The organism is Vibrio sp. SCSIO 43140 (genome assembly GCF_023716585.1).
In the GTDB taxonomy this organism is placed as follows: Bacteria; Pseudomonadota; Gammaproteobacteria; order Enterobacterales; family Vibrionaceae; genus Vibrio; species Vibrio maritimus_B.
Window position 1 is genome coordinate 237,040 of record NZ_CP071850.1, and the last position, 12,337, is coordinate 249,376.

Genomic DNA, 12,337 nt, shown 5'->3' on the forward strand with positions numbered 1-12,337 from the left:
CCGAAATATTCGTGAAAAGCCGCTGCATTTGCAGCGGCTTTTTTATGCGCGAGCCCGGAGCAGCATGCCTAGCGAGCAGGCACAAAAAAGCCGGCTCCCCAAGAACCGGCTCTTTGGTAATCAATAGAGATTACTTAGCTTTAGCTGCCGCCGCTGCTTTAGCGATAGCTGCGAAGCTCTTAGCATCTAGAGATGCACCACCAACTAGAGCACCGTCGATGTCTGGTTGTGAGAAGTAAGCTTCTGCGTTCTCTGGCTTAACAGAACCACCGTATTGGATGATTACTTGCTCAGCTACTGCTGCGTCTTTCTCTGCGATTAGAGCGCGGATAGAAGCGTGGATGCGCTGTGCATCTTCTGCAGTTGCTGCTTTACCAGTACCGATAGCCCAGATTGGCTCGTATGCGATGATAGCGTCGTTAAGTGCTTCAACACCGTAAGCGTCGATCACTGCGTTGATTTGACGTGCACAAACTGCTTCAGTTTCGCCTGCTTCGTTTTGCGCTTCAGATTCACCGATACAGAAAACTGGCTTCAGGCCGTTCTCTTTTAGGAATGCGAATTTCTTAGCGATGAACTCGTCTGATTCGTTGTGGTACTCACGACGCTCAGAGTGACCGATGATGATGTGAGTAGCACCGAAGTCTTTCAGCATTTCTGGAGACATGTCGCCAGTGAAAGCACCGCTGTTGTTTAGGTCTGTGTTTTGTGCACCAAGGATGATCTTGTTGCCGCCTTCCGCGATTACACGCTCAGCTAGATCGATGTATAGTGCTGGTGGAGCTACCGCCACGTCTACACCAGTTACGCCTTCAAGTTCAGCGTTTAGACCAGTTAGCAGCTCAGTTACCATTGCTTTGCTGCCGTTGAGTTTCCAGTTACCCATAACTACAGGTTGACGCATGAGATTTTCTCCAAAATCAGTGTTTGTAAAAAACGAATGTAAAAAATAAACGTGATTACGAAAGAATATAACAGATTAATTCATGTAGATCATGATTGGGGTCATTTCTTTATCGCTTTGGTATCTTATCCTAACAATTGCCCAGAATGGCTCGCCCAAGTGATCCAGTAAACAGAATAATAGAATACTTCTCGGAATTTTACTCGCGGCTTGCTATACCTTGTCGCCTATTGGTCACAACAAAGGGAAGTCGTATGCCGAATCTGGTTCTAGAATATTCGAATACAGCCGATGAAAGGTTGAATGTACAAGGGTTATTGGAAGACCTACACCGAGTGACGTTGAACTGCGGACTGTTTGACGGTGATTCTGTTAAGTCGCGTTCCCTGCGCAGCCACAACTGGTTGATTGGCGAGTATGGTGACAGCGAAGATTTTGTGCACATCAGCTTTGAGCTATTATCTGGAAGAACAGATGAGCAAAAACGCGAGCTTTCAAGAAAGCTGATGGAAGTGCTAAGAGAGCAGGCGAGCCATATTAAGAGCTTAACAGTGAACATTCGCGATATGGACAAGACCTGCTTTCAAAAGATTACCAATTAATACGAGAGTGATTTGATGCCGTTAAAATCGTTACTGTTTTCATTCAATGGACGCATTGGGCGTAAGACATTCTGGATGTGGAATGTCTGTTACTACTTAGCCATTATGATTGTTGCACAGGGGCTTAATTTTCTATTCCCTAATGTGATGCAGTTTTTGTTGCCCTTGCTATTGCTGATGTTGCTTATCCCTGACCTAGCTATCACGGCGAAGCGTTGGCATGACCGCAATAAATCTAATTGGTGGCTATTGCTTAACTTGCCATTGGTGTTTGGGCGCATGAGTTTACCGACGTTAGATCCTGCGACAGCCGCTCAGCCGTCGATGGTGCAAAGTTTGTTGTCGTTCTCAGCCCTAGTGTGTGGTGCATGGATTTTAGTGGAGTGCGGTTTTCTTAAGGGCACCGAAGGTCCTAACCAATACGGTGATGAGCCCAAGTAATGTGCTTACGAATCGTGTGAGAAAAGGGAAGCATTGGCTTCCCTTTTTAGTGCGCGACTGTTTTCTATTACGTATGAGCTGGTTCAGCGCCACTCCTCATCGCGGCGAAATGGCAATACATCGGCCGTTTGTTTTGGCGATGGGAGATCACCATGCAGCGCCTCTGAAAATTTAACGATCTGCTTGTGGAGCTCTTCTCTCAACAGCACATTAGCGTGGATAGGGTTTTTGGCGCGCTGCAGCACTCGCTCAATGTGGGATTGCTGGGCATGCAATCTTGGTTGCATGTCACTCGAGCAGCTCTCGATAAATTGCTCACACAGTTGATGTCGCAGTTGGCTGAGCTTCTCTGGGTCTTCTTTTGCCATCGCTGCTAGATCCTCAAAAGAGGGAAGTGAAATCGGCTCTGCCATGTTTGCCTTCCTATGCCTAACGTTATCGAACCATATTCATAGCGTAGGACTTAATGAGAAAAGACAAACTTAAATGCATGACGTGTCTCAGAGTTGAGACACGTAGGTTGGGCTTATTGTTTTGCGTGGAACTTGTAGACGCATCGTCTGGCGCCTTTAACGATATGCTCATCGCGCTCGACGTTAACGTCGCTGCCAACCAAGGCTTGGAATACATTGAGCTCAGATTGACATAGCGCTTCGCAGCGAGAAGCCGCTTTGCAAATAGGGCAGTGATTCTCGATGAGCACAAACCCATCATCGGTTTGCTCAAGCTCTGCCATGTAGCCATCTTTCTCGCGCAATTCAGTCAGTTTCCGAACCTTGCTTTGCAAGTCGGGCAATTCATCAAAGTGCGGCTGGTAGGTTGAGAGGGTGTTGAACTCGCGTTCTTTGGAGACTTTTTCAAGCCCCTCACTGCCAAACACATTCTCAATGGCGTCAATAAACTGAATGGTGAGGTCGCTATGGCGGTCGGAAAAGCGCGCATGACCTTGAGCGGTCAAGGACCAATGTCTATTGGGGCGACCCACTTTGACTTTGACGTCTTCGAATCGCAACAATCCATCCTCTTCAAGGCTTTGGAGGTGCTGCCTTGCACCCATGGTCGTGATGCCCAAACGCTCCGCAATACGTTTTGCGGTGACGGCTCCCTCGCGTTTTATGATGTCTATGATGTGATCAGTGGCTTTCATCAGTGCATCCGTTCTGTTTGTTCAGCCTTAAGGTAAAGATAGTCGAGGTATTATGGCGGATAAGGTTAATAAAGCAAATTATTTACAATGTTGCGTATGGATAAATGACGTCTAACCAAATAAAAAAAGCGCTGATGAAGATCAGCGCTTTTCTATCGCGAACTCGCTTAAAGGATGATGTCGCGGATCTCTGGGTCTTTACGCTCTAGGTAGTGCGTAGACTTGATGCGTCGAATGGTACGACAGCGCCCACGAATCAGCAGGGTTTCTGTTGTCGCGATGTTGCCTTGGCGAGTGATGCCCTCAAGTAGGTCACCCTTAGTGATGCCCGTTGCCGAGAATACGACATTGTCGCTACGTGCCATATCTTCCATACGCAGCACGACATTCGCTTCAACGCCCATTTCCGCGCAGCGCTCAAGCTCATCTTGTCCTGCTTTACGGTTTTCTTCGGTATCGCCTTTTACGGCGTGGCGAGGCAATAGACGACCGTTCATGTCACCATCAAGCGCACGAATTACCGCAGCAGAAACCACACCCTCGGGCGCGCCACCGATGCAGTACATCACGTCGACTTCACTGTCTGGCATACACGTGAGAATCGATGCTGCTACATCACCATCTGGCACTGCGAACACGCGAACACCCATTGCTTGCATCTCAGCGATAACCTGATCGTGGCGTGGTTTTGCTAGCGTGGTCACTACGAGAGTATCAAGGGTTTTGCCCAGCGCGGCTGCGATGTTGTTTAGGTTTTCTTTGAGTGGCTTGTTAAGGTCAATGACGCCTTTAGCGCCAGGGCCCACAACCAGCTTTTCCATGTACATATCTGGAGCTTTCAAGAAGCTGCCTTTCTCGCCCGCAGCAAGAACGGCTAGCGCGTTAGACTGCCCCATCGCCGTCATACGTGTGCCTTCAATTGGGTCAACAGCGATATCTACCGCATCGCCACCGATACCTACGTGCTCACCAATGTACAGCATAGGTGCATCGTCGATTTCACCCTCACCAATAACGATTTCACCTTCGATATCGGTCTTGTTCAGTAGGCTGCGCATGACCTCCACCGCTGCACCATCGGCAGCATTTTTGTCGCCTCGTCCTAGCCACTTATAACCTGCTAGTGCGGCACCTTCGGTAACTCGTGAAAAAGCCATTGCTAAATCGCGCTTCATACTGACTCCAATTTAATGAAAAATGACAAATGATTTACGGCGCGAATTCTAGCATATCAGAAGGGAAACGTTTGCCTTTTTATCTGTTTGGTGGCGATCTTGTCGTTAAAATCGCAGATGGTGGAGAGCTTGCAAAGCCGAAGCCAATATTGAATAACGTTTTTTAGTAAACGGCAGGTCAGTTTACGGCGCTTTTTTGACCGAATAGTGAAAAATCTGCAATATAGGACGTGTCTATCTTCTCTAGGCTGAGTAGAATGGGGCACTATAGGGTATATAGAATGAAGCATTTTCATTTCACAGGATTAAACAAGGGTAGGCCGAGATGTCTTTTGAAGTACTGGAACAACTAGAAGCAAAAATTCAAACTGCAGTTGACACAATCGCTCTTCTTCAAATGGAAGTAGAGGAATTGAAAGAAGAGAAAGCACAGCTAGCGAACCAAGCTGAAGAGCTACGCAGCAGCCGTGTAGAGCTAGAGCAGAAGACGGAACAGATGCAGCGCGAGCATAGCCAATGGCAAGAGCGCATTCGCAACCTACTAGGTAAAATGGACGAAGTAGAGTAATTTTTCGCTCATTCGAGAATATTGAAAGCACCCTGCATTGGGTGCTTTTTTGTTTTTTCACCATGAATGGATCACGTGGTGAACATGCGAAACACCGGTGTTGTTTGGTCTAACCAGTGTAACTCACTGTCTCTTGACTTTTCGTGTACAAGTTGAGCACGTATACTAACTCTAACTAGGGAAAGGAAAAGTTAGAATGAAAACACGTGACAAAATAGTCTATGCCGCCCTCGACTTGTTCAATACTGATGGCGAGCGCAACGTGACAACCAACCATATTGCGGCGCACATTGAGATTAGCCCGGGCAATCTCTACTACCATTTCCGAAACAAACAAGAAATCGTTCGCGAGATTTTTGCGCTTTACTCGCAAGAGCTCATCGAGCGTTTTACCCCAGTCCAAGGCCAGCAAGAGAGCCTAGCACTGCTGAAACATTACCTGGATTCCATCTTCACTCTGATGTGGAAATACCGCTTTTTCTATGCCAATCTGCCAGAGATTTTGCAGCGAGACCCGAAGCTGCACGAAGAGTACATCGAGGTCCAAGAGCGTTTGCAGGGCAACTTGGTCAATATTCTTAAAGCATTTGTAGAGCTCGAGTTGCTCACCATCAACGATAAAGAGCTGAAGTCACTGGTCACAACCCTGCACATGATGGCAGTGGGTTGGTTAAGCTATCAGTCGGCGATGTCACCACGCACTAAAATCACCGAAGAGGTGATCCAACAAGGTATGCTACAAATGATCCATGTGGTTAAGCCTCTGGCGACTGATAAAGGTAAAGAGCAACTGACGCTGCTAGAAGATGGCGTTCGCATGATGGGTAGCCCAACAAGCTAACTGTTGCTAACGGCATGATATATAGCCAATTCGTATTGTCCAAACCCTACTTAACAAGTAGGGTTTGTGGTTTCTATCCCCGCATTAAAGGAAGAGTGTGAAGGTGCATTACGATGTATTCAATGGCGATGCCGACGGCATACTTGCCTTACTGCAACTACGTTTGGCGCAGCCAATAGAGAGTCAGCTCATCTCGGGCATTAAACGTGATATCGCTTTGTTGCAGCAGGTGCCACTCGAGCAGGCAAGCTCAGTGACTGTGCTTGATATCTCGATGGATAAAAATCAAGCCGCGCTCGAGGGGCTTTTGGATCATCATGTTCCTACTACTTATATCGACCATCACAAGGCATCTTCCATTCCAAATAGCCAATACCTTGATGCTCATATTGACCTTGATGCGAATACCTGTACGGCACTGATTGTCGACAAGTTGCTCCAAGGCCAATTTAGGTTATGGGCGGTTGCTGCTGCGTATGGGGACAACATGCTGGCAAGTGCTGAGGCATTGGCATCGACTTTAGGGCTGAGTGATGAGCAGCGCCGCTTACTGAATGAGCTGGGTACGCTGATCAATTACAACGGCTACGGTGAAAGCCTCGAGGACCTGCATTTTAATCCGGTTGATTTGTATCAGCAGCTTTTGGCCTACCATGATCCTTTTGAGTGTATTGGTGATCACCGCTCCCCATATCATGTACTCAAAGCGGCCTTTGCGCAGGACGAATCAGCGCTGAGCGCAGCGCAGACACGCCATGATTCAGCGGTGCTTAAAGTGGTCTTGCTGCCGGATAGTGCGGCAGCGAGACGAATGTCGGGTACCTGGATTAATAGACTTGCCAATCAATCCCCTAATCAAGCGCACGTCTCATTGGTGCCAAGAAGCGATGTATCGGGAGAGCCGTGCTATACCGTTTCGGTGAGAGCGCCACTTAATAATAAGCAAGGGGCAGGAGAAATTTGCAGTCAGTTTGCCACCGGTGGTGGCAGAGAGGCGGCGGGCGGCATTAACAGCATGCCAGAGAGCGAGCTAGAAAGGCTGATTGAGATTTCAACAACACGCTACTCAAAGCAATGAGTAGCGGTACTGAGCTAGCGCTTTAACCAGCTTTTCGGGTTTTGGACTTTACTATTACGGCGGATCTCAAAGTAGAGGGATGAGCTGTCTTGACCGCCTGTATCGCCGGCAAGAGCAATGGTTTCGCCAGCTGCGACCTTATCACCCTCTTTCTTTAGTAGGGTTTGGTTGTAGCCATATAACGTCATATCGCCTTTACCATGGTCGAGCAGAACTACGAGTCCATAGCCGCGCAGATAGTCGGCGAATACCACGGTACCAGAGTAAACTGACTTAACCGAGTCGCCATAGTTGGCAGCGATGACCATGCCTTTCCAGTTGACTTGTCCGGTTTGCTTGGTACCAAAGCTATGTAGCACCTTGCCTTTTACTGGCCATGGAAGACGACCTTTTTGACGAGCAAGACCATCCATCGGTACTTGGTTGCGCTTCGCCGCTTTGGCGATTTCCGCTTTTAGTCTAGTTTCATTGCGCTGTAGCTCTGCGAGGTAATTTTTATCGCTGGAGATACTGCGGCGAATTTTGCTTACCGTGCTTTGTCGGCTGCTTCGATTCTTAGCTAAGGTGTCACGCTTGGCTTTTTGTTGCTCTAGAAGCTGAGCGATCTGATTGCGCTCAAGCTCCAACGCTCGCTCACTTTCCGCTAGCTTGCGTTCGGTCTCGGCAAGTTGTTCCAGTGTTTCGGCGCGGGCCTTCGCTAGATGTTGATAGTATTGACTGATACGGTCTTGGTCTGGGTCTGTACTAAGCACACCAGACGCGGAGTTATTTTGCTTGGTGATGTAGTAGGTTTGTACCAGTTCAGCGAGCACCTTTTGTTGCTGCTCTTTTTGCTGTGTTAGTGCCTCAACTTGGCTATGAAACCCATCTAGGTTGCGGTTGGCTTGAGCAAGCGCTGCCGTTGTTGCTTTGATTTCTTTCTCGACATTAGAAATGCCAATCTCTTGCTCACGCAGGGATTTTTGCAGTGTATCGAGCTCTTTTTGCTGCGCAGATAGTGATTTTTGCTGACGACTTATCTCACTTTTTACACCTGTGAGTTCATTTTGGTTAGCAAGGCTATGAGCGCTGGGTAAAGCGAGCCCTAAACACACGACCAGTGCAGACAAACGAGGGGTAAAAAGCCTAATTCTGTTTGGTTTCATCCTAATTCCACTACACGCAGCGACACGAGTTTGCTCATTCAATAGTAATCATAACTGATTGATAGTTCACTATAGCTGTTCGCAATCCGCACCTCTAAAGTGATGTTGCCATTATATCCACACATGGCACCTTAGGCGCAAGCAAACAAAAACGCCGATGTAGAAAACATCGGCGTTTTTCATGACTGCGAAAGGCAATTACTTAACTAGGATCTCACCAGACATCTCTGCTGGAATTTCCATGTCAGTCATCGCTAGCATTGTTGGCGCAAGGTCAGACAGTTTACCGCCTTCTTTGAACTCAACCGCTTTGTCACCTACGTAGATTAGAGGTACTGGTAGGTTAGTGTGAGCAGTGTGCGTACCGCCAGTCACTGGGTCTACCATCATCTCAGCGTTACCGTGGTCAGCCGTGATCAGCATTTGACCGCCCACTTCTTTGATCGCGTCTACTACTTGGCCAACGCTTGCATCAAGAGCTTCGATAGCTTGCTCAGCAGCTTCGTAAACACCTGTGTGACCAACCATGTCTGCGTTTGGATAGTTACAGATGATAGTGTCGTACTTACCAGACTTGATAGCCGCAACCATCTTCTCTGTTAGCTCTTCAGAGCTCATTTCTGGCTGTAGGTCGTAAGTCGCTACTTTTGGAGAAGCAACGAGCTGACGCTCTTCACCATCAAACTCGTTCTCAACACCACCGTTGAAGAAGAACGTCACGTGTGCGTATTTCTCTGTTTCAGAGATACGTAGCTGAGTCTTACCTGCTTTAGATAGCCACTCGCCGTACGTGTTCTCAAGAGACGCTGGTGGGAAAGCGATAGATAGCGGGATGTCAGCTGCGTATTGCGTTAGCATGACGAAGTCGATCGCTGGGAATACTGCGCGCTCAAAACCATCAAACTCAGGTACGAAAGTACGAGTGATTTGACGTGCACGGTCAGCACGGTAGTTCATGAAGATAACTGCGTCACCATCTTGGATCGCTGCGTCTTCTTGACCTTCTGCTTTGATAGCTGTTGCTTTAACGAACTCATCGTTCTCTTCACGAGCGTAAGCTGCTTCAAGACCTGCTACTGCATTGTCGTAAGTGAACTCAGCTTTACCTTGAGTCAGTAAGTCGTAAGCAACTTGTACGCGATCCCAGTTGTTATCACGATCCATTGCGTAGTAACGACCAACAAGAGACGCTACGCGGCCTTTGCCAAGCTCAGCAAATAGCTCGTCGAAACGCTTTAGTGAACCTTCAGCGCTACGAGGCGGTGTATCACGGCCGTCTAGGAAGCAGTGTAGGTAGATTTTCTCAGCGCCACGCTCTGCTGCCATTTTAACGGCTGCGTAGATGTGGTCTTCGTGAGAGTGAACACCACCTGGAGACATAAGACCCATTAGGTGAACCGCTTTACCTGCTGCGACTGCTTTGTCGATAGCGGCAACAAGCGCTTCGTTCTGAGAGAACTCACCGTCAGCGATTGATTTAGTGATGCGAGTTAGGTCTTGATAAACAACACGACCCGCGCCGATGTTAGTGTGACCTACTTCTGAGTTACCCATTTGACCGTCTGGTAGACCTACGTCCATACCAGAAGCCGAAATAAGAGTACGTGGGTTGTTTGCCCACAAGCCATCCATTACTGGAGTTTTTGCGTTGTTGATTGCGTTGCTTGCGTTGTCTTCACGGTAACCCCAACCGTCAAGAATCACTAGAGCCATTGGCTTCTTAGCTGACATAGTTATAACCTCGTCAAATCGATAGTAACTTTACAGAAAACAAATTAGCGTAATTTTACTACACTTTTTACCCATAACTGTAGTGGCAGATCAAATAATGTTTGTGATTACCGTTGCTGGGTTACAGTTTTATCTAGCTAATTCGTCTGTTTATGTTCTTTGTGAGGTAATCATAGACGTTATTATCGTGAGATACCTCGGCTTTATCTCTATTAATACGCCTTGTTCAGTCGCTTTGACTAATCGGTTTTTTCTATCTCTGCAATAGTGTCTAGCGCCGCTATTGCCAGGCAAGGCGAGGAGAAGGATCCCAATTCTCCGTTCGAAACATTTTCCCCTCTCGCCACGGCGAGGCTAAGCCGCTATACTCCTCGACTGATTTAATGTTCAACTATCTAAGAGCGCAAGCTATGCAAGAGTATTTAGAATTTTTTCAACAAAACATGATCATGTCGCTAGTGTGGGTTGCACTATTTGTTGCTCTGATCGCTAACATCTTTAAATCAGCGAACGCAGCATATAAAGAAGTCTCTGCAGCACAAGTCACACACATGATGAACCGTGAGAATGGCATCGTGGTGGATATTCGTTCAAAAGACGAATTCAAACGTGGTCACATTACTGACGCACTTCACGTTTTACCTTCAGATATCAAAGCGGGTTCTTTCGGCAGCCTTGAAAACCACAAATCAGACCCAATCATTGTGGTATGTAAGACTGGTCAAACGGCGCAAGAGAGCGCGAACTTGCTTGCAAAAGCAGGGTTTGAAAAGGTTTACTTGCTGAAAAATGGTCTAGTGGCTTGGAGCGAAGCAAACCTACCGCTGATCAAAGGCAAGAAGTAACACAGAATTTTGAGTAATTTCGCGGCAGTTATGACTAAGGGATGTGATAAATGCCACGGAATTCACGGCTCGCCTAGTCATCAAACATTGGCTCGGCTAGTCTGCAAGAAAACTCATTAACGTTTTGACAAATTTAGACGTATTTAAGGAAATCATCATGGCTGAAGCAGCTCCACAAGAAGCACAACAAAACTTCTCAATCCAACGTATCTTTCTAAAAGACGTATCATTTGAGGCGCCAAACTCGCCAGATATGTTCCAGAAAGACTGGAACCCTGATGTTAAGCTAGATCTTGACACTCAAAGCCGTGAACTAGGTCAAGGCGTATACGAAGTTGTTCTTCGCCTGACAGTGACAGTGAAAAATGCAGAAGAAACTGCATTCCTATGTGAAGTACAACAAGGTGGTATCTTCACTGCAGAGCAAATGGAAGCTGGTCAACTTGCACATTGCCTAGGTGCATTCTGCCCGAACATCCTATTCCCATACGCTCGTGAAACTATCTCAAGCCTAACGATGAAAGGTACGTTCCCTCAACTGAATCTAGCGCCAGTTAACTTTGACGCACTGTTCATGAACTACCTACAGCAGCAAGCTCAGCAAGAAGGTCAAGCGGAAGCTTAATCTCCTTCGCAGACTGATTCTGCGTTAACGAGTCTATGTAATGAAAATGCACAGCGCGCCGCGATGTGCATTTTTTATTTGCTTATACAGGTTTAGACTTATACCCAAGTCATCTCGAGAGATTGCCGCTTTTAGGGTCACTTGGGTATAACAAAGAAACATAATCATACCGACAAATTAGGTGGTGTTATGAATAACGCATATGGAAAAGAAATCGCAATGACCGTTATTGGTGCTGGCTCTTATGGCACGTCGCTTGCGATTTCGCTAGCGAGAAACGGTGCGAATGTGGTGATTTGGGGACACGAACCTGAACACATGGCAAAACTAGAAGCCGATCGTGCAAACCATGAGTTCTTGCCTGGCATTGAGTTTCCAGAGTCTTTGATTGTTGAATCGGATCTGCAGAAAGCGGTTCAGGCGAGTCGTGACTTACTGGTTGTGGTCCCAAGCCATGTGTTTGGTATCGTGCTCAACAGCATTAAGCCACACCTCAGAGAAGACAGTCGTATCTGCTGGGCGACGAAAGGGCTTGAGCCGGAGACAGGGCGCTTACTTAAAGATGTAGCACACGACATCATTGGTGAGAATTACCCGCTAGCGGTACTATCAGGCCCAACCTTTGCTAAAGAGCTGGCAGCTGGCCTACCGACGGCGATCGCCGTTGCCTCTCCAGATGTGCAGTTTGTGGCGGATCTACAAGAAAAGATCCACTGCAGCAAAACATTCCGCGTCTATGCCAACGATGACTTCACTGGTATGCAGCTTGGCGGCGCCGTGAAGAACGTCATCGCGATTGGCGCGGGTATGTCGGATGGCATTGGCTTTGGTGCCAATGCTCGTACCGCACTTATCACTCGTGGTCTCGCGGAGATGACTCGCCTGGGTGCAGCGCTCGGCGCTAAGCCTGATACCTTTATGGGAATGGCAGGCCTGGGCGATTTGGTATTGACGTGTACCGATAACCAATCGCGCAACCGTCGCTTTGGTCTTGCGCTGGGCGAAGGTAAGGATGTCGATACCGCACAAACCGAAATTGGTCAGGTAGTGGAAGGCTATCGCAATACCAAAGAGGTGTGGTTGTTGTCTCAACGCATGGGTGTAGAGATGCCAATTGTTGACCAAATCTATCAAGTATTGTATCAAGGAAAGGACGCGCGCCTTGCGGCGCAAGATCTACTCGCTAGGGATAAAAAAGCCGAGCAGCAATAATCGCTCGACGGATGATTGAGTAT

14 protein-coding genes are annotated in these 12,337 nt (G+C 47.7%); 8 read left to right on the plus strand and 6 right to left on the minus strand.

Annotation, left to right across the window (positions count from 1 at the left end; translation table 11 throughout):
- Positions 1 to 130 precede the first annotated feature (130 nt).
- Positions 131 to 904 (minus strand): triose-phosphate isomerase, encoded by a 774-nt coding sequence (gene tpiA / locus J4N45_RS01130; RefSeq protein ID WP_042478835.1) that lies wholly within the window; start codon positions 902 to 904, stop codon positions 131 to 133.
- 254 nt (positions 905 to 1,158) lie between these two features.
- On the opposite strand from tpiA, the gene J4N45_RS01135 reads away from it, so the two are divergent.
- Both J4N45_RS01135 and J4N45_RS01140 read left to right on the plus strand, forming a co-directional pair.
- Complete coding sequence (locus J4N45_RS01135) at positions 1,159 to 1,506, plus strand: 5-carboxymethyl-2-hydroxymuconate Delta-isomerase (protein ID WP_252013139.1); 348 nt, start codon at positions 1,159 to 1,161, stop codon at positions 1,504 to 1,506.
- 15 nt (positions 1,507 to 1,521) lie between these two features.
- The gene (locus J4N45_RS01140) at positions 1,522 to 1,947 is read left to right on the plus strand and encodes a DUF805 domain-containing protein (RefSeq protein WP_252013141.1); all 426 of its coding nucleotides are present in this window, start codon (positions 1,522 to 1,524) and stop codon (positions 1,945 to 1,947) included.
- A gap of 83 nt (positions 1,948 to 2,030) precedes the next feature.
- Here J4N45_RS01140 and J4N45_RS01145 read toward each other — a convergent pair whose 3' ends face one another.
- From J4N45_RS01145 to glpX, 3 genes are all read right to left on the minus strand, one after another.
- On the minus strand, positions 2,031 to 2,360 hold the full coding sequence (locus tag J4N45_RS01145) for a DUF3135 domain-containing protein (RefSeq protein WP_252013143.1): 330 nt from the start codon (positions 2,358 to 2,360) through the stop codon (positions 2,031 to 2,033).
- Between the two features lie 113 nt (positions 2,361 to 2,473).
- Positions 2,474 to 3,094 carry a helix-turn-helix transcriptional regulator gene (locus tag J4N45_RS01150; protein WP_252013145.1) on the minus strand — a complete coding sequence of 207 codons (621 nt, stop codon included), beginning with the start codon at positions 3,092 to 3,094 and terminating at the stop codon, positions 2,474 to 2,476.
- Between the two features lie 167 nt (positions 3,095 to 3,261).
- On the minus strand, positions 3,262 to 4,269 hold the full coding sequence (glpX, locus tag J4N45_RS01155; RefSeq protein WP_042478847.1) for a class II fructose-bisphosphatase: 1,008 nt from the start codon (positions 4,267 to 4,269) through the stop codon (positions 3,262 to 3,264).
- A gap of 325 nt (positions 4,270 to 4,594) precedes the next feature.
- Between glpX and zapB the strand changes: the two genes are divergently transcribed.
- From zapB to J4N45_RS01170, 3 genes are all read left to right on the plus strand, one after another.
- Positions 4,595 to 4,837 (plus strand): cell division protein ZapB, encoded by a 243-nt coding sequence (gene zapB / locus J4N45_RS01160; RefSeq protein ID WP_042478850.1) that lies wholly within the window; start codon positions 4,595 to 4,597, stop codon positions 4,835 to 4,837.
- A 196-nt stretch (positions 4,838 to 5,033) separates the two neighbouring features.
- On the plus strand, positions 5,034 to 5,678 hold the full coding sequence (locus tag J4N45_RS01165) for a TetR/AcrR family transcriptional regulator (protein WP_252013147.1): 645 nt from the start codon (positions 5,034 to 5,036) through the stop codon (positions 5,676 to 5,678).
- Positions 5,679 to 5,781: 103 nt separating this feature from the next.
- A complete protein-coding gene (locus J4N45_RS01170) occupies positions 5,782 to 6,756 on the plus strand; it encodes a DHH family phosphoesterase (RefSeq protein ID WP_252014627.1) in 975 nt (324 codons plus the stop codon).
- Between the two features lie 14 nt (positions 6,757 to 6,770).
- Here J4N45_RS01170 and J4N45_RS01175 read toward each other — a convergent pair whose 3' ends face one another.
- Both J4N45_RS01175 and gpmM read right to left on the minus strand, forming a co-directional pair.
- On the minus strand, positions 6,771 to 7,901 hold the full coding sequence (locus tag J4N45_RS01175; protein WP_252013149.1) for a murein hydrolase activator EnvC family protein: 1,131 nt from the start codon (positions 7,899 to 7,901) through the stop codon (positions 6,771 to 6,773).
- Positions 7,902 to 8,099: 198 nt separating this feature from the next.
- Positions 8,100 to 9,632, minus strand: a complete 1,533-nt coding sequence (gene gpmM / locus J4N45_RS01180; protein ID WP_042478852.1) for a 2,3-bisphosphoglycerate-independent phosphoglycerate mutase — start codon at positions 9,630 to 9,632, stop codon at positions 8,100 to 8,102.
- 410 nt (positions 9,633 to 10,042) lie between these two features.
- On the opposite strand from gpmM, the gene J4N45_RS01185 reads away from it, so the two are divergent.
- The 3 genes from J4N45_RS01185 (at position 10,043) to gpsA (ending at position 12,314) form a co-directional block, all read left to right on the plus strand.
- A complete protein-coding gene (locus J4N45_RS01185; RefSeq protein WP_128649664.1) occupies positions 10,043 to 10,477 on the plus strand; it encodes a rhodanese-like domain-containing protein in 435 nt (144 codons plus the stop codon).
- Positions 10,478 to 10,634: 157 nt separating this feature from the next.
- Positions 10,635 to 11,102: a protein-export chaperone SecB gene (gene secB, locus J4N45_RS01190; protein WP_042478856.1), complete on the plus strand. Its 468-nt coding sequence runs from the start codon at positions 10,635 to 10,637 to the stop codon at positions 11,100 to 11,102.
- Positions 11,103 to 11,291: 189 nt separating this feature from the next.
- The gene (gene gpsA, locus J4N45_RS01195) at positions 11,292 to 12,314 is read left to right on the plus strand and encodes an NAD(P)H-dependent glycerol-3-phosphate dehydrogenase (protein WP_252013152.1); all 1,023 of its coding nucleotides are present in this window, start codon (positions 11,292 to 11,294) and stop codon (positions 12,312 to 12,314) included.
- Positions 12,315 to 12,337: the final 23 nt, after the last annotated feature.

Bases quoted from the DNA above. Each gene is read 5' to 3' on its own strand.
- gpmM (WP_042478852.1), bottom strand. From the start codon at position 9,632: ATGTCAGCTAAGAAGCCAATGGCTCTAGTGATTCTTGACGGTTGGGGT.
- J4N45_RS01165 (WP_252013147.1), top strand. From the start codon at position 5,034: ATGAAAACACGTGACAAAATAGTCTATGCCGCCCTCGACTTGTTCAAT.
- J4N45_RS01145 (WP_252013143.1), bottom strand. From the start codon at position 2,360: ATGGCAGAGCCGATTTCACTTCCCTCTTTTGAGGATCTAGCAGCGATG.
- secB (WP_042478856.1), top strand. From the start codon at position 10,635: ATGGCTGAAGCAGCTCCACAAGAAGCACAACAAAACTTCTCAATCCAA.
- gpsA (WP_252013152.1), top strand. From the start codon at position 11,292: ATGAATAACGCATATGGAAAAGAAATCGCAATGACCGTTATTGGTGCT.
- J4N45_RS01135 (WP_252013139.1), top strand. From the start codon at position 1,159: ATGCCGAATCTGGTTCTAGAATATTCGAATACAGCCGATGAAAGGTTG.
- J4N45_RS01150 (WP_252013145.1), bottom strand. From the start codon at position 3,094: ATGAAAGCCACTGATCACATCATAGACATCATAAAACGCGAGGGAGCC.
- glpX (WP_042478847.1), bottom strand. From the start codon at position 4,269: ATGAAGCGCGATTTAGCAATGGCTTTTTCACGAGTTACCGAAGGTGCC.
- zapB (WP_042478850.1), top strand. From the start codon at position 4,595: ATGTCTTTTGAAGTACTGGAACAACTAGAAGCAAAAATTCAAACTGCA.
- J4N45_RS01185 (WP_128649664.1), top strand. From the start codon at position 10,043: ATGCAAGAGTATTTAGAATTTTTTCAACAAAACATGATCATGTCGCTA.
- tpiA (WP_042478835.1), bottom strand. From the start codon at position 904: ATGCGTCAACCTGTAGTTATGGGTAACTGGAAACTCAACGGCAGCAAA.
- J4N45_RS01140 (WP_252013141.1), top strand. From the start codon at position 1,522: ATGCCGTTAAAATCGTTACTGTTTTCATTCAATGGACGCATTGGGCGT.
- J4N45_RS01175 (WP_252013149.1), bottom strand. From the start codon at position 7,901: ATGAAACCAAACAGAATTAGGCTTTTTACCCCTCGTTTGTCTGCACTG.